The sequence below is a fragment of the Mucilaginibacter sp. PAMB04274 genome (genome assembly GCF_039634385.2).
Lineage (GTDB): Bacteria > Bacteroidota > Bacteroidia > Sphingobacteriales > Sphingobacteriaceae > Mucilaginibacter.
On the sequence record NZ_CP155081.2, the window covers coordinates 1486983 to 1508653 of the forward strand.

Here is a 21671-nt window from a genome sequence, read left to right on the forward strand (position 1 = left end):
CGCGGTTATCAAATACTTAATATCAGGTATAAATTATGAATATATCACAGGAAAAAAAGGATAACCTAAACGCGGTTATCAAGATCAACATCAACGCTGAGGATTATCAGGCACGTGTGGATAAGGCGATTAAAGATCAGGCAAAAAAAGCCCAGATACCTGGCTTTCGTAAAGGTATGGTGCCTGCATCACATATTAAACGCATGTATGGCAAAAGCATATTGGTTGATGAGATCAACAACCTGTTATCAGATACACTAAACAATTACTTAAACGAGCAGCAACTGGAAGTATTAGGTCAGCCGTTGCCAAAGGTTGACGACGAAAAAGAGTACAACTGGGATTTTGCCGATAATTTTGAGTTCAACTACGAAGTAGGTTTGGCACCAGAGTTTGCGGTTGATTTTTCATCTGCAGATAAACTGCCCAGTTATAAAATCAAGGTAGACGAGGAAACGCTAGCTTCACGTATCTCAAATCTTCGCCGCAGCTATGGCAAGATGACAAACCCTGACGTATCGGCAGATAATGACGTGTTATACGCAGAATTGAAACAGCTTTCGCCAGATGGTTCTGTTTTTGAAGGGGGTATTACCAATACAGCATCTGTACGTTTAGACCAGGTACAAGATGAAGCTATCAAAGCCTCATTAATTGGTTTGAAAAAAGATGATGTAGTTGAATTTGATATTCAAAAAGCGTTCAACAATGAGGCTGCACGTGTAGCTGCCATCCTTAAAATAGATGAAGCTACCGCAACTGATCTGCAATCGAAATTTCAATTAACTGTTAAGAACATTAACCGTTTAGAGGAAAGCGACCTGGATCAGGCGTTCTTTGACAAAATATTTGGCGAAGGTACGGTAACAACTGAAGAAGAGTTCCGCACTAAGATTACCGAAGAACTGGAAAACATGATGGTACAGGATGCAGACAATAAACTGCAAGGCGAGATGTACAATTATGTTTTGAACAAAATCAACTTCGAACTGCCTGATGAGTTCCTTAAGCGCTGGTTGAAAGCCACCAACGAAAAATTGAGCGAAGAGGAATTAACTGGTGGTTATGCTGATTTTGCCAAAAACCTGAAATGGACTTTAATCGGCAACAAGATTATCCGCGATAATAACATCGAAGTAAAATACGAAGATGTACTGGATATGGCTAAAGCTCGCATTGATGCACAGTTTAGGATGTACAGCCCTCAGCCTATCAGCGAGGAGCAGCTTAACCAGTATGCTGTACAGTTTTTACAGGATAAAGAAAACGCCAACCGCATTTTTGAGGAAGCCAAATCACTTAAAGTGTTTGAGTACCTGAAAAGCGTAGTTACACTGGAAGAACAGGAAATTACTTTTGATGAGTTTAGCAAGTTAGGACAATCCTAACCGCCAACTTATACTGAAAACGAAAGCAACCTCACATCCGGGGTTGCTTTTTGCTTTTTATAAAACTTAGTTTTAAAGGAGTTGTTACAGCTACGGCTTTATTTAACCCCGTAAAATGAAACGTTTTGAATAATTAAGTTATATGATTTGTAGTTATATGGCGCAAGGTTAAGGCCGGTAGGCCCAAGGTTGATGCCTGCGTAGTATGACTGCAAACTTAGCTGAAAAGGAAAACACTTACTTGAACAGCTTATAAACGATTCTTCGGTTATTTAATCAAGTTAAATAAGCCATTTTAATAAGTGTCTTGCTTTAAGGTGATAATTTTATATTTTGCCCCACTTATGTGCAAGTGCACTAAAAATTTTTAACCGCCTGCGCCGGATGCGCAATTAAATTTAAAAAATATCTTCACACAATGAATAACATTGATAAAAACGAATTCCGCAAGTATGCGGTTAAGCACCACCGTATTAACAGCATTTTTGTTGACAAATTTATATCGAGCGTAGAGCATAAAATGATGCCTACTGCTATTGCCCACCCGGTTGACATGACTCCTTATATTATTGAGGAACGCCAACTGAACGTAGCACAAATGGATGTATTCTCTCGTTTAATGATGGACCGTATCATCTTTTTAGGTGATGCCATCTATGAGAATATCGCCAACATTATTCAGGCACAATTGCTGTTCTTACAATCAGCCGATGCCAAACGCGATATCCAAATCTACATTAACTCGCCAGGTGGTTCAGTATATGCTGGTTTGGGCATATATGATACCATGCAATTTGTAACCAACGATGTGGCTACAATTTGTACCGGTATGGCTGCATCAATGGCTGCCGTGTTGTTATGTGCAGGTGCCGATGGCAAACGTGCTGCATTGCCGCATTCACGTGTAATGATTCACCAACCGCTGGGTGGCGCGCAAGGTCAGGCTTCTGATATTGAAATTACTGCCCGTGAAATTCAAAAACTGAAAAAGGAACTTTACGAGATCATATCTAAACACAGCGGTACACCATATGAGAAGGTTTGGGAAGCATCTGACCGCGATCATTGGATGATTGCCGATGAAGCTAAAGAGTTTGGCATGGTTGATGAGGTGTTAGGTCGCAACAACGAGAAATAATTATTTAATAGTTTTTCCAACTAACTGAATTATTTTAGGTTATTGCTTAAAATAATTCAGTTATTAGTATTTTTGATATACAAATCTCAATCAGATGAACAAAAACAGCAAGGAAATCAGGTGTTCGTTTTGTGGTGCCGGAAAACAGGATTCTCTGATGCTGATAGCCGGACTTGATGCGCACATTTGTGATAAGTGTGTAAACCAGGCCAACGAAATATTAGCCGAAGAGTTAAAAGTACGGAAAGTAAAATCTGCACCTTCTGCACCTGCTATACTTAAACCATCTGAAATAAAATCTCACCTGGATCAGTATGTGATTGGGCAGGATGATGCCAAAAAAGTATTGGCTGTAGCTGTTTACAATCACTACAAACGCCTTAACCAGCGGGTGGAAAAGGATGAGGTAGAGATTGAAAAATCGAACATTATGATGGTGGGCGAAACCGGTACAGGTAAAACCTTACTGGCTAAGACCATTGCCAAAGTGCTGAACGTTCCTTTTTGCATATCTGACGCTACTGTATTAACCGAAGCCGGTTATGTAGGAGAGGATGTGGAAAGTATTTTAACCCGCCTGCTGCAGGCCGCCGATTATGATGTTGCTGCTGCCGAAAAAGGCATTGTTTATATTGATGAGGTAGACAAGATTGCCCGCAAGAGCGATAATGCTTCTATTACCCGCGATGTATCTGGTGAGGGCGTTCAACAAGCTTTATTAAAAATACTGGAAGGCACCATGGTAAACGTACCGCCTCAGGGTGGACGTAAACACCCCGATCAAAAAATGATCTCGGTAAACACCAGCAATATCCTATTTATTTGTGGCGGTGCATTTGATGGTATTGATAAGAAGATTGCTAGCCGCCTGCGTACACAAACGGTAGGGTATAAGCTGAAGCGCGATGAAAACGAGGTAGATACAAAAAACCTTTATAAATACATTACGCCACAGGATTTAAAGTCATTTGGTTTAATACCTGAGTTAATTGGCCGTTTGCCGGTTTTAACGTACTTAAACCCGTTAGACCGCGAGGCTTTGCAGAATATTTTAATAGAGCCTAAAAATTCATTACTTAAACAGTATAAAAAGCTGTTTGATTACGAAGGTGTGAAACTGGAGTTTGATGATGATGTGCTTGACTTTATCGTGGATAAAGCAATGGAGTTTAAACTTGGTGCACGTGGTTTGCGTTCAATTTGCGAGGCTATCATGATCGATGCGATGTTTGAGTTCCCGTCTAAAAAAGATGTAAAGCGATTGACCGTTACCCTTGACTACGCCCGTGAGAAGTTTGAAAAATCTGATCTGAAGAAATTGAAGGTAGCTTAATACAAGTAAGCGCAAAAACGCTTATATTTGTAAAATCTCTTATAAAAAAACACAACCCTGGTGCAACGCCGGGGTTTGTTGTATCTATAGATTTTTGGAGAAGTAACTCCTGTTTAATTGCAAACGTGCAACCTGTTACAGGGCATATCAGCGCAATTAAACATTTACAACAATAACATGGTTATAATAGCGTCCGGAAAAACCGGAGGCTTTCTTGTACACAAACATGTCATCCGGTAGTCCGGTTAACAATAAAAAAAGGAGAAAGAATATGAATGAAGAAATGGATGTAAACAAAGACGCTGAAATTGTAGCGCAGGCAAAAAAAGTAAAAGAAGTACAGTCGCCCGTAAAAAGCGGCTTAAAAACGAAGGAAGCTATTGTAGCCAATTGGCTGCCCCGTTATACCGGCCGTACCTTGGCAGATTTTGGCGGATACATTATCCTTACCAACTTTTCAAAATATCTGCAGCTGTTTTCGCAATGGCACAACGACGCCCCTATAATGGGTTTAGATAAACCTATGCAAAGTGTAACGGCTGATGGTATTACTATGATTAACTTTGGTATGGGCAGCTCTGTTGCAGCCACGGTAATGGATTTGTTGACTGCCATTCATCCCAAGGCTGTGATATTTTTAGGCAAATGCGGCGGCTTGAAAAAGAAAAACAATGTAGGCGACCTTATTCTGCCCATTGCCGCTATCAGGGGAGAAGGAACCTCAAATGATTACCTGCCTGCCGAAGTGCCTGCATTACCTTCGTTTGCACTGCAAAAGGCGATATCGACCACTATACGTGATATGGGCCGCGATTACTGGACCGGTACCTGCTACACCACTAACCGCCGCGTGTGGGAGCACGATAAGGAGTTTAAAAAGTATCTTAAAGAACTGCGTGCCATGGCAGTGGATATGGAAACGGCAACTATTTTTACCACCGGTTTTGCCAATAAAATACCTACGGGAGCCTTGTTGCTGGTATCAGACCAGCCAATGATACCAGAGGGTGTAAAAACAGCTGAAAGCGATTCTAAAGTAACCGAGCAATACGTTGAAACGCATTTAAAGGTAGGTATCGAATCATTAAAGCAACTTATCAACAACGGCCTGACTGTAAAACATCTGAAATTTTAAACAAGAATACGCGCGGGCTTATTCCCGTGAGAATTTAAGCCGCGTTGGTGAGATAACCAATTATAATTGCAATTGTCATCTCGAGCGACAGTGAGAGATTTTTTTAAATAGTGTAGTGACGCTTAGAAAAGGTTTCTCCGCATACCGCTTGAAATGGCACAGGCATTTGCTTTAGGAGTTGGCCGCCTTATTCACGCCGAGCACTTCCATGATTGCCTTTGCCTTTAATAAGCATTCTGCGTATTCCTGCTCTGCCACGGCATCAAAAGTGATGGCACTGCCTACCTGGAAAGACAAATACTTGTTATTGGCATTATAAAAGAGCGTTCGGATCACTACATTGAAATCAAAGTCATTATCGGGATTAAAGTACCCTATAGCGCCCGAGTAAACTCCGCGCCGGCTTCGCTCATAATGCTCTATGAGCTGCATGGCACGCAATTTAGGTGCACCTGTCATGCTACCCATAGGGAAAGTATTGCGCACAGCATCTATAACTGAAATTCCCGTCTGTGCCTGGCATGTTATGGTAGAGATCATTTGATGCACCTGCTCAAAGCTGTAGATACCGAAAAGTTCCTCAGTTTGCACGGTGCCGGGTAGGGCCGACTTGGTGAGATCATTACGTACCAGGTCAACAATCATTACATTCTCCTGCTGCTCTTTGAGGTTGCTGCGTAACGCTTGTTGAATGGCTTTATCTTCGGCGGGTGTGCTACCGCGCCTGGCTGTTCCTTTAATAGGCTGAGAGATAAGCTTATTGCCGCGCTTGGCCATAAAACGTTCGGGCGAGGCGCAAATAATGTACTGATTATTATATTTTAAAAAGCTGGCAAATGGGGTAGGCGACACCCTGTTAAGTTCATGAAAAATATCTAGGGGATCTATGACCGCATTTTCAGCATAAAACTCTTGGCAAAGGTTAGTAACGTAAATATCGCCCCGGTTAATGTGTTGCTTGATTTGGTTGAAGGTATCAATATACGCTTCCCTTGTGAAACGAGATTGCAGATTTACGTTACTTTCTCCATTCGACCGACTGATGGTTTGCTGGTTGATGTCATTCCATACTTGTACCGCATCATCGCTTATAATCTCTACCTTGTTACCTTCAATCATAATAAGGTGTAGTGGCGAAAAAAAATACAGGTCAGGAAATTGCAGATTATCTGCATTATTTGATTCGAGATCTTCGAGTTCGTTTTTGAGGTCATAACCCATAAAGCCGGTTATCCAGCCGTTATGTTGCATCCTAAACGCCTTTAAGGCCTCAAATGCGTCGGCTGCAAAGGCAGTAACCTGATCTTGCACACCAACTGCCAGTAACACGTCAAACTTACTATATAGGCTGGTGTAATGATTTGAATCCAGATAGCAGCACACATTAAATGAAGCGGCCCATTGCAATGCCTGCTTTTTAACATATGCGCTATCGTGCGTTTCGAAAATCATTTACTTCAAAATAAGCTTCAAACAAAAAGGCCGGGAGAACCGGCCTAGATAAACATTTCATCATTGCGAGAAACAAAGCAACTCATGAGTTATGCTGTGCAATTTGCTCACCTTAATCAGATATCGCTTCGTTCTTGGTATTAACGGAATTAATGTAACACCAATGTCTGCTTCCTATCTGGACCTACTGAAAGATACTTAATAGGTACCTGGAGTTCGGCCTCCAAAAAGTCGATGTATGATTTCAGCCTTGCAGGTATTTCCGATAGTTCGGTAATGCCGGTTAAATCCTCATTCCAGCCATCAATTTCTTTTAATACAGGCTCCGGCTTAATCGTGCAAATATCATACGGCATGTAATCAATAGTCTCGCCCTGGTAGTTATAGTGTGTGCAAGCGTATATCTTTTCAAAGCCGCTCAGTACATCGGCCTTGGTCATTACAAGCTGTGTTACGCCGTTTAGCATAATCGCATACTTCATAGCCGGCAGATCGATCCAACCGGTACGGCGGGGGCGGCCGGTTGTAGCGCCAAACTCATGGCCTAACTGGCGTAATTGTTCACCTAATTCATTATCTAGTTCCGTAGGAAACGGACCACCACCCACGCGGGTGCAATACGCTTTAAAAATGCCAATTACATCGCCTATCTTGCTTGGTGCAATACCCAAACCGGTACAAGCGCCTGCAGTTGTGGTGTTTGATGACGTAACAAAAGGGTATGAGCCGAAGTCAATATCCAACATAGCGCCTTGTGCACCTTCGGCCAAAACTTTTTTACCTTGTTTAAGGTAATCGTTTACCAGATGTTCAGAGTCTACCAGTTTAAACTGTTTAATTAGCTCAATCGCTTCAAAGAAAGCAGCTTCACGTTCGCTAAAATCAACCACATCACCATATAAAGCCTCGAGCATTGAGGTGTGTTTGTGAACCAGCTTTTGGTAGCGCTCTTTAAAATCGGGCAGGGTAATATCACCTACGCGTAAGCCATTACGACCAGTTTTGTCCATATAAGTTGGACCAATGCCTTTCAGCGTTGACCCAATTTTACCTTCGCCCATCTTTTTCTCATTAGCTGCATCCAACAACTGGTGCGTAGGTAAAATGAGATGCGCTTTTTTGGCAATCATAAGGTTGCCTTTAGCCAACAAATCATGGCCGGCATCCTTTAATTTGTCCAGTTCCTTTTTTAAAGTAATTGGATCGATTACAACACCGTTACCAATCAGGTTCATGGTGTTTTCGAAGAATATACCTGAAGGAATGGTGTTCAGTACGAACTTTTTACCATCAAACTCCAATGTGTGCCCGGCGTTAGGGCCACCCTGAAAGCGTGCTATTAAATCATAACCAGCGCTCAGCACGTCTACAATTTTTCCCTTGCCTTCGTCGCCCCATTGGAGGCCTAATAAAACATCAACAGCCATTTATCGAATATTTTTACATCGTTGCCCTTTGTTGCAACAACAGTATGCAGATCAAAATTTTAAGCTGCAAAAGTAAGATTATAAAAGAAACAATCCCTATCAAATCCAAAAACTTCTGCTTTGAATTTGATAGGGACAAGTATGCAGAAAATTAATTCCTGCGGTCACAGTAGCCTTCTTTTAATTTGGTGCAGTTGCCATACAAATTTAAAGAATGGTGCTTAATGTCGAACTTTAATAAATCACCCATCATGCTTTGTATCTGCTGTATGCGCGGGTCACAAAATTCAACCACTTTACCGCAGTCAATGCAAATAATATGATCGTGCTGCTTATAGCCGTATGATTTCTCAAACTGGGCCATGTTTTTTCCAAACTGATGCTTGGTTACCAAATCGCACGATACCAGTAATTCGAGTGTGTTATATACCGTGGCGCGGCTTACCCGGTATTTCTTATTCTTCATGTGGATGTATAGGGATTCCACATCAAAGTGATCACTGCGCGAGTAGATCTCTTCGAGGATGGCAAAGCGCTCAGGCGTTTTGCGCAAACTTTTATTTTCGAGATACGCCTCGAAAATTTTTTTAACCATATCAATGGTTTCCTGTAGAGGCATGATATTACAACAGTTAAGAAGTCAAAGGTAGGAATTTATGTATAGAAACAAGAACTAAGAGCCAAGAAACGAAGGCAGGGTTGACAGGCTAATGTAATTCTTTTAACCAACAAAAAGCAGAAGCTGAGACGGTTTATAATGTCTTGGCTTCAGCTGTTTGTTGGTCTTTGTGCTTAAGACGCTTTTTCTACCGGCGTAGGCGCCGAGTCGAAGCGTGTAACGGCAGTTATGCCTTTTACTTGCTTCAGGCGCTTAATCAGGTTATCTAAGTGCTCGGTATCGTTTACATACATCATAATGGTGCCTTCAAAAATACCATTATCACTATCTACTGATATGGAGCGCATGTTTACTTTAAAGTCAGACGATATTACGGTGGTTAATTTATTAATCAAGCCTACATCGTCAATACCGGTAATACGTAATCCCGTCAGGAAGGCCAGCTCGTGCTGGGTAGTCCAGCGGGCTTTCACTATGCGGTAACCATAGTTTGCCATCAGTTTGGCTGCGTTAGGGCAGTTGGTGCGGTGTATTTTAATGCCATCGCTTACCGTAATAAACCCAAACACGTCATCTCCGGGTATGGGGTTACAACAGGTGGCCAGTTTATAGTCTATCTTTTGCATGTCTTCGCCAATAAGCAGTATGTCGCTGTCCTTGGCTTTAACGTTACGCATCAGGCTTTGCACCTGTTCCTGATCAATCTTATCCTGCGGCTTGTTCTCAATCACCCGTTCAGATGCCTGGTATTCTTTCAAATCCTGCAAATCAATCAGGCCCTTGGCTACATTGTAGAACAAATCTTGGGTTGATGAAAGTTTGAAGTAGTAAGAGAGCTTATGAATGTTTTCAGAATTGTAAGTAATCTTCAATGATTTTAACTTACGCTCCAGTATCTCTTTACCATCCTCGGCAATTTTACGCTTAGCCTCCTTAAGCGAGGATTTAATTTTAGCTTTAGCCTTTGCTGTAACCACAAAGTTAAGCCAGTCCTCTTTAGGGCTTTGCTTACTTGAGGTGATGATTTCCACCTGGTCGCCGTTTTGCAGGTTGTAATTTAACGGAACCAGTTTGTGGTTTACCTTGGCGCCAATACAGCTGGCACCCACGTCGGTATGTATCTCAAAGGCAAAATCAAGCGCGGTAGCGTTTGATGGCAATTGAATAAGCGCACCCTTAGGTGTGAAAATGAAAATTTCATCGCTGAAGAGGTTCATCTTAAAATCGTCCAAAAAGTCGAGCGCGTTACTGTCGGGGTTACGCAATAATTCGCGAACTTTATGTATCCACTGGTCTAAACCACTGTCACTCGATGACTCTTTATATTTCCAATGTGCTGCAAAACCCTTCTCCGCAATCTCGTTCATGCGTTTAGTGCGTATTTGCACCTCAACCCATTGCCCGCGTGGGCCCATTACCGTAGTGTGTAATGATTCATAACCGTTGGCTTTAGGTGATGATACCCAATCGCGCAAACGATCGGGATTAGGGCGATAGGAGTCTGTTACTACTGAGTAAGCTTTCCAACAGTCTGCTTTTTCATTTTCAGGGGTGCTGTCCAGAATAATGCGGATCGCAAAAAGGTCATATACCTCTTCAAACGGAATGGCCTTCTTTTTCATCTTATTCCAAATGGAATGGATGGATTTAGGCCTTCCGAAAATATCAGCATGTAAGCCCTGGCTGGCTAGGGTAGCTTTTACCGGTTCAATAAAATCATGAATAAATCGTTCGCGTTCGGCCTTTTTTTCATTCAGTTTCTTTTTAATGAACTGATAGGTCTCGCGCTCCATGTATTTCATGGAAAGGTCTTCGAGCTCTGACTTAATGGCATATAAACCCAGCCTGTGCGCTAGTGGCGCATACAGATAAACCGTTTCAGATGATAGCTTAAGCTGCTTGTCGCGCGGCATAAACTCCATTGTACGCATATTGTGCAGGCGGTCGGCCAGCTTTATCAGTATTACCCTTACATCATCGGCCAGGGTAAGCAGCATTTTTCTAAAATTTTCGGCCTGCAGGGAGCTGTTGGTATCAAATACACCTGATATTTTGGTTAAGCCATCAATAATCTTAGCTACCTTCTTACCAAATTCTCTTTCAATATCTTCCAGTGATATGTCGGTATCTTCAACCACATCATGCAACAAGGCGCACACAATAGAGGTAGTGCCCAAGCCAATCTCTTCGGCCGCAATTTGGGCCACGGCAATGGGGTGATATATATAAGGCTCGCCCGATTTTCGGCGCATATCTTTATGACTCTCTAAAGCCATATCGAATGCTTTGCGAATCATTCTCTTGTCGCCTTTTTGCAAGGTAGACTTGGATGCCCGCAACAAAGCACGGTATCTTTTTAATATTTCCGCTTTTTCGGCTTCCAGATCAATCACTAAATCTTTCATTTATAAGCGTTTGTTATCTAAATATCATAAATAGGGCAGCTAAATAATTAATTGCCCGAGATTTGTAAATCACTAAAAAATAGCATTATTTTTGTGTTACGTAAATATATGAAATATATTGGTTTAATGCTATTGTTATGCTGTGTGGTGGGGCAGGTGATGTCTCAAAACCAGTTGCCTCACCCTAAAGTGGGCAAAAATGATACCATTAAAACCTACCTGACAGAAAGCAACGGCGAACTGGTGCCTTGGGTTGTTTTGGCAGAAGTGCCGGTAACCGGGGTCCGCATATTTCCGAGTGAGGCTGACCGCAAAGCGTACTATCGGTTAAAATACAACGTTTATAAGGTTATACCTTATGCACGTATAGCGGGTGACAAGTACCGCCAGCTGCAGCGTGATTTGGCTGTTACTACCGATAAAGATAAACAGAAGGAGTTGATTAAGGCCTGCGAAATGCAGGTAAAGGAATTATTTAATAAGCAAGTAAAGAACCTGACCATCACACAGGGCGAAATTTTAATTAAATTAATTGACCGCGAAACAGGCGCTACCAGTTATGATTTAGCAAAACAATTAAAAGGTGGATTTCATGCTTTTATGTTTCAATCTGTAGCACGTATATTTGGCCACAATTTAAAAGAAACTTACGACCCGGATCAAGAACGTGATATAGAAGCCATCCTCAGACAGGCGGGCTATTACTCCAACAGATATTAATAATGGACGAACAAAGTATTTACCGGTTTAGCGTACAAAAGCTAAACGGTGAAGAAGTGAACTTGAGCGATTATAAAAACAAAGTTTTATTAATTGTTAACACAGCCTCGCAATGCGGCTTTACCCCACAGCTTAAAGACCTTGAAGTACTAAGGAACGAGTTTGAGGGAAAGGATTTTGAAATTCTTGCTTTCCCATCAAACGATTTTGGAGGGCAGGAACCCTTGGAAGGAAATACGATAGGCAAATTTTGTAAGATCAATTTCGGCGCGCATTTTCCGGTTTTCAGCAAGGTAAAAGTGAAAGGGCAGGATGCGCATCCGCTGTTTAAATTTTTAGGCAGCAAAAACCTTAACGGCCGTATTCAAGCGGCGCCAAGATGGAACTTTCACAAATATCTGGTTGATCGTAGCGGCCACGTGATCGATTTTTTTTACCCTTTTACTAAACCTACCTCAGCTAAAATTAAAAAGAAGATAGGCGAACTGCTTTCGGCTGATGAGGCAATCTTAAGCTCATGAGCATAAAGTTGGATATACTGGTACTGGCTGTGCACCCCGATGATGCAGAGCTGGGCTGTGCCGGCGTTATTTTAAAGCATAACGCTATGGGTAAAAAAACAGGCATCGTCGATTTAACCCGGGGCGAGCTGGGTACACGTGGTTCTGCTGAAATACGTGCCGCCGAAGCCGAAGCCGCAGGCCGGATTTTAGGCTTAGCCCTACGCGAAAATTTGGGCATTCCGGATGGTTTCTTTCAAAATACTCCCGAGTATCAGCTTAAAATTGTTGAAGTAATTAGGCGCTACCAGCCCGAAATAGTAATTACTAACGCCTATCACGACCGTCATCCTGACCATGGGCGGGCCAGTGAGTTAGTAGAAACATCGTGCTTTTTAGCCGGCTTGCGCAAAATCGAAACTTTCCATGATGGGCAACCACAAGAAGCATGGCGGCCTAAGCAATTGCTGCACTTTATACAAGACCGGTATATTGAACCGGATATATTAGTTGATATAACAGACTACTGGGACACAAAAGTTGCCAGCATTATGGCCTATGGATCCCAATTCCACAATCCAAACTGGGAAAACGAACCACAAACGTACATTTCGTCACCAGAATTTATTAAAGGCGTAGAAGCACGAGCCAGAGAAATGGCGCGTTCAATTCAGACCAGGTATGCCGAGGGTTTTACTTCGCGAAAGATATTGGGCGTTGATAGCTTATTTGATTTAAAATAGGTGTAAAAAGTCAAGAGCCAGTAAACAAGAACAAGCTTTGTGTAATAAGCTTAGAGGTTCTTGTTTACTGGCTCTTGTTTTGAGCTGTGGCTCTAATTACGTTCTTACGTACTCAAAGCGGTTGCTTTCATCGCTGCGTTCCCGGCGCAGTTTATTTTCGTTAGCCAGTTTCAGCAGTATGCCCGAAAGTTCCGAAGTCTTAAAATCTGAATCGTACTGGTTTTTACAAAAAGTAGCAATATCGGCAATAGAGTGTGGTGCGTTAAAATAATCAGTTTGCAATAGTTGATTTAAAACTTTAGTTGCCCCCGGCTTTCTTATGCTTTCGCCTCGTGGCCCTGTTTCGCCGTTGTGGTTACGGCTCCGCCTGTTTAAAGTTTCATCAACTTCTTTTTCCCACTCCAAGGTGTCTAACAGTTTGTCAATAATTTTTACTTGTACAGCCTCAGATTGAAATGCGTTGATAACATCAGAAAATTCGAGAAGCTGTTTTTTCAATTTCTCAGTTTGTTTACTCATTTTAATAGTAGATCCCTTAATCCCTTTAATAATATAACAATGTTTCAGCTAGATAAATGTTTACTTCCTTGTTTCTTCATTATTATAACGTAACCGTACAATAATAGTATACAGCAAATAAAAACTTATTTCATTGCAAAGTAAGCTTCATTATCTGTATTATCACAGTAGTGTGAAGTATAATGATATACTTTAATATCATTATGTAACCATAACGTTGTCTTGCAAGTTAAAATTATACGAACTTATTTAAAATATTCGCAGAAATACTAATGAAATGTTAACTGTTAGTAAATGTACGGATTGCCAATATGATCATTTTATGAACAAGTGTTTTTATAGTATTTAAACTATTAAGCACACCATTACATAAACTTTTCTTTCATGCCTAATAGCCCCCATATGCCACCACTATGTATGGCCAGAATATTGCTACCGGGGTTAAAGCGATTTTTAATAACTTGATCATAAAGGGCATAGAGCATTTTGCCGGTGTAAACCGGCTCAATCAGTATACCTGTGTTAGCAACAAAGCTTTGTATGAAGCTGATAAGCTCGGGAGAGGTTTTGGCATAGCCACCAAAATGGTATTCGGTATGCAAGGTATAGTCGGCTTTAAACGGCAAATACCTATCTATTTCATTTCGCATAAAATTGCCGTTTTTAAAAACGGGCACAGCATGAAATTGGGTAGGTAATTTATGCCGGCTTAAGCCGGTAATGATGCCGGCCGCAGTTGTACCCGTGCCACATGCGCAAAAAAGGTGGTTGTATAAAAGGGGTAATTCATCAACAAGTTCGGCGCAACCTTGAACCGCTTCAGCTGATGCGCCACCCTCACCTATAAAATAGGCACGTTGGTCATCACCAAAGTAACGTTCAAAAAGCACTTGTTTTTCCCGGTAAGTGTCCCTGTCAACAAATATAAGCTTCATACCGTGCAGGCGGCATAAAAATAGCGTGTCATTTTGCACCTCCTCGCCACGTACAAAGCCGGTGGATGCAAAGCCAAAACGCGCCGCCGCCGCAGCCGTGGCTAACAAATGGTTGGAATACGCACCGCCAAAAGTAACCAGGTGGTTTTTGTTTATCGAATGCGCTTTTTGCAGTATATATTTAAGCTTGCGCCATTTATTGCCCGATATCAGCGGATGAATGAGATCATCCCGCTTAATAAAAACATTCAGCCCCTTTTCAGCAAACAGCGGATGCTGCCACGGCTGAATGGGGCTGAATATTTCTAAATTAAACATTAGGCAAATTTACAAGCCTAAACCAATACCTGCAGTAACTGATTTGTAATTACCTAAACTTCCGGATGCATAGAATTTAAAGAACGCCAGATCCAGCTGAAAGCCGGCATCTACCTTGAAGCTGCTAATGCCGTTGCTTTTATCATTAATACGAACCGGATCAGTGTATACCGTGTAGGTTGCAGCGCCATTGGTCACCGGAAAATTTCCGTATAAACCAACATCGGTTTTAGAAGTATTGTAGCCCAAAGCCGCGAAAGGTGTAAAAGCCAATAGTTTTTTTGAAAAAATAGCTTGCACGTTAAAGCCGTTAAAGTGTCCGTCTAAGCGTTGGGTGCTGAAGTCGGTACGGCCAACACTGCCCGGCTCCGGCACTTTGCCCGAACTTGGGCGCACCTGTACCGGTAGTTCATAGTTGATGCGGGTATAACCAGCAGCGATTGCTAAATCAAAAGGGACTAATTTACCGCCAACGCCGCCAAAAATATCTTCCATGATGTTGTGTTTGAAGCCAAAGCCAATCATACCAATAGAACCTACATCATCACCTGCCTTTATTTTAGGAATGGCACGTATAGTTACATCGGTATGGTGTATCAAACCTACGGTGAGCTGTAATTGTGGGGCCGGTATAATAGGGGTAACACGTTCAGGTAAGGTGAAGCGGTCAACCTCGGCTTCTGTGCCGGCTATGTTGGAGTATATGCCCAATGTAGCTGGCTTGGTGTCATTACTGCCACCAATAGTAGGTGTAATGCTGGGGCTACCCTGAACAGGACGTACACTGCTTGATAAGCCAATTCTCGTAACATCAAAAGTTTTATCAGCAGTGGGCACAAACACACCCGATGCCGATACTCTTAGTTCAAAGCCTAGCAGGCCTTTAGTTTTTGCAGTGTTGGTCCAGCCGTTATTTAAGCCGGTGCCCAGGCCCTTAAAAAGCGGGTTAGCATATGCACCAATCAACTTTCCTGCATCGCCCGGTGCTGTTTTAAGTAATTGCGCTATACCATCGTCTTGCGCTTTAACCTGCGTTGCAGCCAGCGTGATGATTGTTATAAGGGGTAAAAGTTTTTTCATATATATATCTAAAAGTTAATAAAAAATTACTTGACAACTGCCGGCTTAAAAAGCCGTATTTTTGCGCCGATGTTAACAGATACAGCATTTAATGAGCCTGACGAACAGGATCTGTATGAGCACCTTCGCGTTGTGGTTGATAAGGGGCAATCGCTGCTCCGAATAGATAAATTTTTGATGCACCGGATAGAGAATGCATCACGCAACCGCATACAAAACGCTATTGAGCTAGGTAATGTGCTGGTGAATGAAAAGCCAGCCAAATCCAGCTATAAGGTTAAACCGCAGGATGTTATTTCGGTTGTGTTGCCACACCCGCCACGTGATACCGAAGTTTACCCAGAGAATATTCCATTAAACATTGTTTACGAGGATGACGACGTTTTAGTTATAAATAAACCGGCCGGGCTGGTAGTTCATCCCGGTTATAATAATTATACTGGCACGTTAGTTAATGGCTTGGTGTATCACTTTCAGCAATTGCCCACATTGCCGGGTAATGACGGCAGGCCGGGGCTGGTACACCGAATAGATAAGGACACATCGGGCTTGCTGCTCATTAGTAAAAACGAGCGGGCTATGGCCTGGCTGGCACGTCAGTTTTATGAGCATACTATTACGCGCAAATACATGGCCCTTGCCTGGGGAGATCTGGAGGAGGATGGTACGGTAAGTGGCTATATTGGCCGCAGCATTGCAGATAGGCGCGTAATGTCGGTTTATGACGATGAAAGCAAAGGTAAATGGTCGGTAACGCATTATAAAGTTCTAGAGCGCTTTGGGTATGTTACACTAATTGAGTGCCAATTGGAAACCGGTCGCACGCATCAGATCAGAGCACATATGAAACACATAGGACATCCTTTATTTAGTGATGCCAACTATGGTGGTGATAAAATATTAAAGGGAACTACCTTTAATAAGTACAAGCAGTTTATAGAAAACTGTTTTGAGCTGATGCCTCGCCAGGCCCTTCACGCACAAAGTTTAGGGTTTGTGCACCCAACTACCCGCAAATACATTTACTTTGAGGCGCCTCTGCCTGCCGATTTTGATGCCGTTTTACAAAAATGGCGAAAATATATTAGCGGCTCGGTAGAGCAAAATGCCTGAAAAGTTGTTTACACCATTGCATGATGCCTTTTTTTGTAAATTTTAACGGTCAGCTGTTACCTGCTGACAATGCTTTGCTAACGGTTGCTAACCGGGCTTTTAAATATGGTGATGGTTTGTTTGAGAGCATGCGCCTGGTAAATGGACAGCTTAAGTTCGCCGATTTGCATGCCGATCGCCTGCAACAAGGAATGAAGGCGCTGAAGCTGGAAGGGTATAGTCTGTTGGATTCCTGGTTCTTAAAGGATAAGGCCGAAGAGCTGGCTGTTTGGAATAAGGCCAAAAATGGCCGGCTACGCTTAACAGTTTACCGTGATGCTGATGGTTTGTATACGCCCAATGACAATAAATCGGGCTGGTGTTTGGAGCTGCAGCCCGATGAAGTTTCTAATTATCGCCTCAACCAAAAGGGGCTTATAATGGACGTGTATACCGAATTGCTTAAGCCGGTAAATTTCCTTTCTAACTACAAAACCTGTAATTCCCTGCCTTATGTAATGGCAGGCCTTTATAAAACTGAACACCGGCTCGACGACGTATTTTTGCTAAACCAGGGTGGCTTTTTGTGTGAAAGTATCAGTTCGAACGTGTTTGTGTGGTACAAGGACCATTTATACACGCCTGCGTTAAGTGAGGGCTGCGTGGCCGGCATAATGCGGCAGGTGGTCATCAACCTATGCATAGCAAAGGAGATTCCAGTTACCGAAGCGCAGATTAACCCGGATATTTTGCACGAAGCAGATGAGGTGTTTGTTACTAATGCCACCCGTGGCATACAATGGGTGATAGGATACGGCATTAAACGATACTTTAACGGCTTAAGTAAAATGCTGATTGACGAGGTGAACAAAGTGCAAGGCTAATACAACAGAGGCTTTGCACACCCTGCGTTAAAGATTGAAGTGGATACCGGCCCGTGACTAAGGCCTGTGCAGTATGAACCTAAAGCATGACCCTATAGGGGAACGCCTTTATTATTGTGCAGCTAACCAAGCTTTGTAGGTTTGCGTAATTCGCTGTTCGGCTACTTTTAATCCTGTATAAATGTGAGGTTGCGATAATTTCTGCAACTAAAACTTTTATATTCATTTAATAATCCCAAATTTGTCTACTAATTATGTGGAGTAATAATATACTGGAAACCATTGGCAATACGCCCATGGTTAAACTCAATAAAATAACAAAGGATATTAAGGCTACTGTGCTGGCTAAGATAGAAACCACCAACCCCGGTAACTCTATTAAAGACCGCATGGCCTTAAAGATGATAGAAGACGCCGAAAAGGATGGTCGCCTGAAACCGGGCGGAACCATCATTGAAGGTACATCGGGCAATACGGGCATGGGCCTGGCCATTGCCGCCGTTATTAAAGGCTACAAATGTATTTTTACCAGTACCGATAAGCAATCAAAAGAAAAGTTTGACGCCCTGCGCGCTTTTGGTGCTGAGGTAATTGTATGCCCCACTAACGTGGAGCCCGAAGATCCGCGCTCATATTATTCAGTATCTTCACGTTTAGAGAAAGAAGTACCTAATTCGTGGAAACCCAACCAATATGATAACCTGTCGAACTCTCAGGCTCATTACGAGCAAACCGGTCCTGAGATATGGGAACAAACGGAAGGAAAGATCACTCATTTGGTGGTGGGAGTAGGTACTGGCGGTACTATATCAGGCACGGCCAGGTTTTTAAAAGAAAAGAACCCCAATATACAGGTGTTGGGTATTGATACTTACGGTTCTATATTTAAGAAGTACAAAGAGACTGGAATATTTGATAAGAATGAAATTTATCCATACATCACCGAGGGTATTGGCGAAGACTTTTTACCGCAAAACGTTGACTTCAGCTTAATTGACCATTTTGAAAAAGTGAGCGATAAGGATGCCGCCTTAATGACCCGCCAAATAGCCATGCAAGAAGGTATTTTTGCTGGCAATTCAACCGGATCGGCAGTGGCCGGTGTGCTGCAAATGAAAGACCGTTTCAAAGAAGGAGATGTGGTTGTGATCATTTTCCCCGATCATGGTACGCGTTACCTGGGTAAAATGTATAATGAGGATTGGCTGCGCGAGCGCGGTTTCCTAAAAGACGATAAGCTGACGGCCCGCGATATTATCCGCAAAAAGGAAAGTACGGAGATTGTTACGATTGATACGGAAAAAACAGTTTTGGAGGCTATTAATACCATTAAAACGCTTAATATCTCGCAAATTCCGGTTACACAACAGGGTATGGTAATAGGTAAGATTACCGAAAGCGATATTTTGGATGCTTTGTTGGAGAACCCCGCGCTTAAATCTCAGCCTGTACAAACTATCACTACTGCACCATTTCCGTTTGTTGACTTAAATGCTTCTATAGATAAAATATCGAGCATGATTAACAAAGACAATATTGCCGTACTGGTTGAAGATGAGGAAGGCAAGATTGAGATTATTACGCAATATGACATTATCAACGCTATATCAGCTTAATCACACACTTGCTGATTATAACACAAGAAAGCCTCCAATTTGGAGGCTTTCTTGTGTTATAACTATTTAATAAATAACAATTCCCTAAATTTAGGAAGTGGCCAAAGGGCATCATCTACCAATTGCTCCAGCTTGTCAACATGGTAACGGATGGGGTCGAAGTAAGCCTTCACCTTTTCGTCATAGGCAATGGCTCTGTCGCGGGCATCTTCAATTACGTTAGCTTTCCTGCGTTCGTCAACCATCTCGTCATTGTTGGTTTTAATGAAGTTGATGTGCTCGGCAAGCTTTCTAATAATGTCCATTTGCGCAGCGTAGACATCCTCTTTTAAGCCAATATCTTTTAAGCCTCTTACGTTCTCTACCAGCTTGGTTTGGTAGTTGATAGCTGCAGGGATAATAACATTATTTACCAGTTCGCCCATAACACGGGCCTCAATCTGGAGTTTTTTGTAAAAATCGTCTAACAGCACCTCATGGCGTGCATGTGCTTCGCGGCGAGTAAATACACCGGTACTTTCAAATACCGTTTCCGCTTTTTCGCTAATGAGTGCATCAAGGGCCTTTGGTGTAGTTTTAATGTTGGCCAGGTTACGTTCTTCAGCCAATTGCTGCCATTCATCACTGTAACCATTTCCCTCAAAACGTATTGATTTTGATTCCTTGATGTACCTTTTAATGATGGTTAATAAGGCTACATCTTTCTTTTCGCCTTTTTTTAGCAACTTATCAACCTCAACCTTAAATTTCTTCAACTGATCGGCTACGATCAGGTTCAGGATGGTCATGGGGTTAGCTGAGTTGGCTGATGAACCTACAGCGCGTAACTCAAATTTATTACCGGTGAAGGCAAAAGGTGAGGTGCGGTTACGGTCAGTGTTATCCTGTAATATTTGTGGTATTTTAGGTATGCCTTGCCATAACAAAGCTTCTTCCTTAGCTTTTTTGCTGATGCGTGAGGTCTCTATTTCGTCGAGCACATCGTTTAACTGACTGCCTAAAAATATAGATATAATAGCAGGCGGCGCCTCGTTGGCTCCCAGCCGGTGGTCGTTATTTACTGATGCGATAGATGCTCGTAACAGATCAGCATGCTCATAAACTGCTTTTATGGTGTTTACAAAAAACGTAAGGAACATGAGGTTGCTCTTTGGCGTTTTACCTGGCGAAAGCAGATTTTTACCTGTATTGGTAATCATGCTCCAATTATTATGCTTGCCCGAGCCATTTACGCCGGCGTATGGTTTTTCGTGCAGCAAAACTTTAAAGTTATGACGCTTGCCCACACGATCCATGATATCCATTAACAGCTGGTTATGGTCAATAGCCAAATTTATTTCTTCGTAAACTGGTGCACACTCAAATTGGGAGGGTGCTACTTCGTTATGGCGTGTTTTTAACGGGATGCCTAATTGCAGCGCTTCGTTCTCAAAATCCTGCATAAAGGCGTACACCCTGCTTGGTATAGAACCAAAGTAGTGATCTTCCAGTTGCTGGTTTTTGGCCGACATGTGACCAAACAGCGTACGGCCGGTTAAATAAAGATCGGGGCGGGCGTTAAATAAAGCTAAATCAACTAAAAAGTATTCCTGCTCAATACCTAACGAAGCATTTACCTTTTCAATGCTTTTGTCAAAATACTGCGCTACATCAACAGCTGCCTTATCCAGCGCGTTCAGCGCCTTTAATAAAGGTACTTTATAATCAAGTGCTTCGCCAGTGTAAGAAACAAATACCGTAGGGATACACAATGTACGGCCCATGATGAAAGCCGGCGAGGAGGGATCCCAGGCGGTATAACCGCGGGCTTCAAAAGTATTACGTATGCCACCATTTGGAAAGCTGGACGCATCAGGTTCCTGCTGTGCCAATGCGTCGCCACTGAATTTTTCAATAGCTCCGTCGGATGTCGGCTCAAAAAAAGCGTCGTGTTTTTCAGCAGTAGTACCGGTTAAAGGCTGAAACCAGTGCGTGTAGTGTGTAGCTCCTTTACTTAATGCCCAAGCCTTCATGGCAGATGCCACTTGGTCTGCCATGTCGCGTTCAACAGGCTCACCCATATCTATGGAATTGGCAATACTTTCAAAAGCTTCTCTGGATAAATATTCCTTCATTTTCTTTTTATCGAAAACGTTAGAACCGAAATACTCTGAAATTTTTGCCGCCGGTGCTTTTACTTCAGGAATTGTACGTGTAAGCACTGCTTGAAGTGCCTGAAAACGAATATTAGACATATATAACTGCTGCTTTAAGGCTTTAAGTTGCCAAATATAGCGCTATACCTTATATATATAGGTGGAATTGATGTAAAAATGTGGTGAAATACTTAGTTAAGATCAAAAAAGACGTGTGGATAATAAGGTTACT

At 42.4% G+C, this 21671-nt stretch carries 18 protein-coding genes; 10 read left to right on the plus strand and 8 right to left on the minus strand.

From position 1 onward, the window contains the following. Positions 1-35 precede the first annotated feature (35 nt). The 4 genes from tig to ABDD95_RS06175 all read left to right on the plus strand — a co-directional run bounded on the left by tig (position 36) and on the right by ABDD95_RS06175 (position 4994). Complete coding sequence (gene tig, locus ABDD95_RS06160; protein ID WP_345951029.1) at positions 36-1388, plus strand: trigger factor; 1353 nt, start codon at positions 36-38, stop codon at positions 1386-1388. A 418-nt stretch (positions 1389-1806) separates the two neighbouring features. Further along, entirely contained in the window at positions 1807-2526 is a 720-nt protein-coding gene (clpP, locus tag ABDD95_RS06165; protein WP_345951030.1) for an ATP-dependent Clp endopeptidase proteolytic subunit ClpP, read from the plus strand. 94 nt (positions 2527-2620) lie between these two features. Beyond that, positions 2621-3859, plus strand: a complete 1239-nt coding sequence (gene clpX / locus ABDD95_RS06170) for an ATP-dependent Clp protease ATP-binding subunit ClpX (RefSeq protein ID WP_345951031.1) — start codon at positions 2621-2623, stop codon at positions 3857-3859. A 271-nt stretch (positions 3860-4130) separates the two neighbouring features. Further along, positions 4131-4994, plus strand: coding sequence for an AMP nucleosidase (locus ABDD95_RS06175; protein WP_345951032.1), 864 nt, complete (start codon positions 4131-4133; stop codon positions 4992-4994). 171 nt (positions 4995-5165) lie between these two features. On the opposite strand, the gene ABDD95_RS06180 is transcribed toward ABDD95_RS06175, so the two are convergent. From ABDD95_RS06180 to ABDD95_RS06195, 4 genes are all read right to left on the minus strand, one after another. After that, positions 5166-6446, minus strand: coding sequence for an anthranilate synthase component I family protein (locus tag ABDD95_RS06180; RefSeq protein ID WP_345951033.1), 1281 nt, complete (start codon positions 6444-6446; stop codon positions 5166-5168). A gap of 149 nt (positions 6447-6595) precedes the next feature. Next, positions 6596-7873: an adenylosuccinate synthase gene (locus tag ABDD95_RS06185; RefSeq protein ID WP_345951034.1), complete on the minus strand. Its 1278-nt coding sequence runs from the start codon at positions 7871-7873 to the stop codon at positions 6596-6598. 151 nt (positions 7874-8024) lie between these two features. After that, complete coding sequence (locus tag ABDD95_RS06190) at positions 8025-8492, minus strand: transcriptional repressor (protein ID WP_345951035.1); 468 nt, start codon at positions 8490-8492, stop codon at positions 8025-8027. A 173-nt stretch (positions 8493-8665) separates the two neighbouring features. Further along, a complete protein-coding gene (locus tag ABDD95_RS06195; protein WP_345951036.1) occupies positions 8666-10897 on the minus strand; it encodes a bifunctional (p)ppGpp synthetase/guanosine-3',5'-bis(diphosphate) 3'-pyrophosphohydrolase in 2232 nt (743 codons plus the stop codon). Between the two features lie 108 nt (positions 10898-11005). Between ABDD95_RS06195 and ABDD95_RS06200 the strand changes: the two genes are divergently transcribed. Genes ABDD95_RS06200 through bshB1 form a run of 3 tightly spaced genes read left to right on the plus strand, consistent with a single transcriptional unit; the run spans position 11006 to position 12860 of the window. Beyond that, complete coding sequence (locus ABDD95_RS06200) at positions 11006-11617, plus strand: DUF4294 domain-containing protein (RefSeq protein WP_345951037.1); 612 nt, start codon at positions 11006-11008, stop codon at positions 11615-11617. 2 nt (positions 11618-11619) lie between these two features. Beyond that, positions 11620-12138, plus strand: a complete 519-nt coding sequence (locus ABDD95_RS06205) for a glutathione peroxidase (protein ID WP_345951038.1) — start codon at positions 11620-11622, stop codon at positions 12136-12138. Positions 12139-12140: 2 nt separating this feature from the next. Beyond that, entirely contained in the window at positions 12141-12860 is a 720-nt protein-coding gene (gene bshB1, locus ABDD95_RS06210) for a bacillithiol biosynthesis deacetylase BshB1 (protein ID WP_345952098.1), read from the plus strand. A 96-nt stretch (positions 12861-12956) separates the two neighbouring features. Here the strand turns inward: bshB1 and ABDD95_RS06215 are convergent, their stop codons facing one another. The 3 genes from ABDD95_RS06215 to ABDD95_RS06225 form a co-directional block, all read right to left on the minus strand. Continuing rightward, on the minus strand, positions 12957-13379 hold the full coding sequence (locus ABDD95_RS06215; protein ID WP_345951039.1) for a hypothetical protein: 423 nt from the start codon (positions 13377-13379) through the stop codon (positions 12957-12959). 365 nt (positions 13380-13744) lie between these two features. Beyond that, positions 13745-14632, minus strand: a complete 888-nt coding sequence (locus ABDD95_RS06220; protein ID WP_345951040.1) for a pyridoxal-phosphate dependent enzyme — start codon at positions 14630-14632, stop codon at positions 13745-13747. Positions 14633-14641: 9 nt separating this feature from the next. After that, the gene (locus ABDD95_RS06225) at positions 14642-15712 is read right to left on the minus strand and encodes a DUF6588 family protein (protein ID WP_345951041.1); all 1071 of its coding nucleotides are present in this window, start codon (positions 15710-15712) and stop codon (positions 14642-14644) included. A 69-nt stretch (positions 15713-15781) separates the two neighbouring features. On the opposite strand from ABDD95_RS06225, the gene ABDD95_RS06230 reads away from it, so the two are divergent. The 3 genes from ABDD95_RS06230 (at position 15782) to ABDD95_RS06240 (ending at position 19304) form a co-directional block, all read left to right on the plus strand. Continuing rightward, the gene (locus ABDD95_RS06230) at positions 15782-16825 is read left to right on the plus strand and encodes an RluA family pseudouridine synthase (RefSeq protein WP_345951042.1); all 1044 of its coding nucleotides are present in this window, start codon (positions 15782-15784) and stop codon (positions 16823-16825) included. 20 nt (positions 16826-16845) lie between these two features. Beyond that, positions 16846-17688 (plus strand): aminotransferase class IV, encoded by an 843-nt coding sequence (locus ABDD95_RS06235; RefSeq protein WP_345951043.1) that lies wholly within the window; start codon positions 16846-16848, stop codon positions 17686-17688. Between the two features lie 254 nt (positions 17689-17942). Then, the gene (locus tag ABDD95_RS06240; RefSeq protein ID WP_345951044.1) at positions 17943-19304 is read left to right on the plus strand and encodes a pyridoxal-phosphate dependent enzyme; all 1362 of its coding nucleotides are present in this window, start codon (positions 17943-17945) and stop codon (positions 19302-19304) included. Positions 19305-19366: 62 nt separating this feature from the next. On the opposite strand, the gene ABDD95_RS06245 is transcribed toward ABDD95_RS06240, so the two are convergent. Continuing rightward, entirely contained in the window at positions 19367-21538 is a 2172-nt protein-coding gene (locus ABDD95_RS06245; RefSeq protein ID WP_345951045.1) for a glutamine synthetase III, read from the minus strand. Positions 21539-21671 lie beyond the last annotated feature (133 nt).

Coding starts and splice junctions, on each gene's coding strand:
- tig (WP_345951029.1), top strand. CDS start 36: ATGAATATATCACAGGAAAAAAAGGATAACCTAAACGCGGTTATCAAG.
- clpP (WP_345951030.1), top strand. CDS start 1,807: ATGAATAACATTGATAAAAACGAATTCCGCAAGTATGCGGTTAAGCAC.
- clpX (WP_345951031.1), top strand. CDS start 2,621: ATGAACAAAAACAGCAAGGAAATCAGGTGTTCGTTTTGTGGTGCCGGA.
- ABDD95_RS06175 (WP_345951032.1), top strand. CDS start 4,131: ATGAATGAAGAAATGGATGTAAACAAAGACGCTGAAATTGTAGCGCAG.
- ABDD95_RS06180 (WP_345951033.1), bottom strand. CDS start 6,446: ATGATTTTCGAAACGCACGATAGCGCATATGTTAAAAAGCAGGCATTG.
- ABDD95_RS06185 (WP_345951034.1), bottom strand. CDS start 7,873: ATGGCTGTTGATGTTTTATTAGGCCTCCAATGGGGCGACGAAGGCAAG.
- ABDD95_RS06190 (WP_345951035.1), bottom strand. CDS start 8,492: ATGCCTCTACAGGAAACCATTGATATGGTTAAAAAAATTTTCGAGGCG.
- ABDD95_RS06195 (WP_345951036.1), bottom strand. CDS start 10,897: ATGAAAGATTTAGTGATTGATCTGGAAGCCGAAAAAGCGGAAATATTA.
- ABDD95_RS06200 (WP_345951037.1), top strand. CDS start 11,006: ATGAAATATATTGGTTTAATGCTATTGTTATGCTGTGTGGTGGGGCAG.
- ABDD95_RS06205 (WP_345951038.1), top strand. CDS start 11,620: ATGGACGAACAAAGTATTTACCGGTTTAGCGTACAAAAGCTAAACGGT.
- ABDD95_RS06215 (WP_345951039.1), bottom strand. CDS start 13,379: ATGAGTAAACAAACTGAGAAATTGAAAAAACAGCTTCTCGAATTTTCT.
- ABDD95_RS06220 (WP_345951040.1), bottom strand. CDS start 14,632: ATGTTTAATTTAGAAATATTCAGCCCCATTCAGCCGTGGCAGCATCCG.
- ABDD95_RS06225 (WP_345951041.1), bottom strand. CDS start 15,712: ATGAAAAAACTTTTACCCCTTATAACAATCATCACGCTGGCTGCAACG.
- ABDD95_RS06230 (WP_345951042.1), top strand. CDS start 15,782: ATGTTAACAGATACAGCATTTAATGAGCCTGACGAACAGGATCTGTAT.
- ABDD95_RS06235 (WP_345951043.1), top strand. CDS start 16,846: ATGATGCCTTTTTTTGTAAATTTTAACGGTCAGCTGTTACCTGCTGAC.
- ABDD95_RS06240 (WP_345951044.1), top strand. CDS start 17,943: ATGTGGAGTAATAATATACTGGAAACCATTGGCAATACGCCCATGGTT.
- ABDD95_RS06245 (WP_345951045.1), bottom strand. CDS start 21,538: ATGTCTAATATTCGTTTTCAGGCACTTCAAGCAGTGCTTACACGTACA.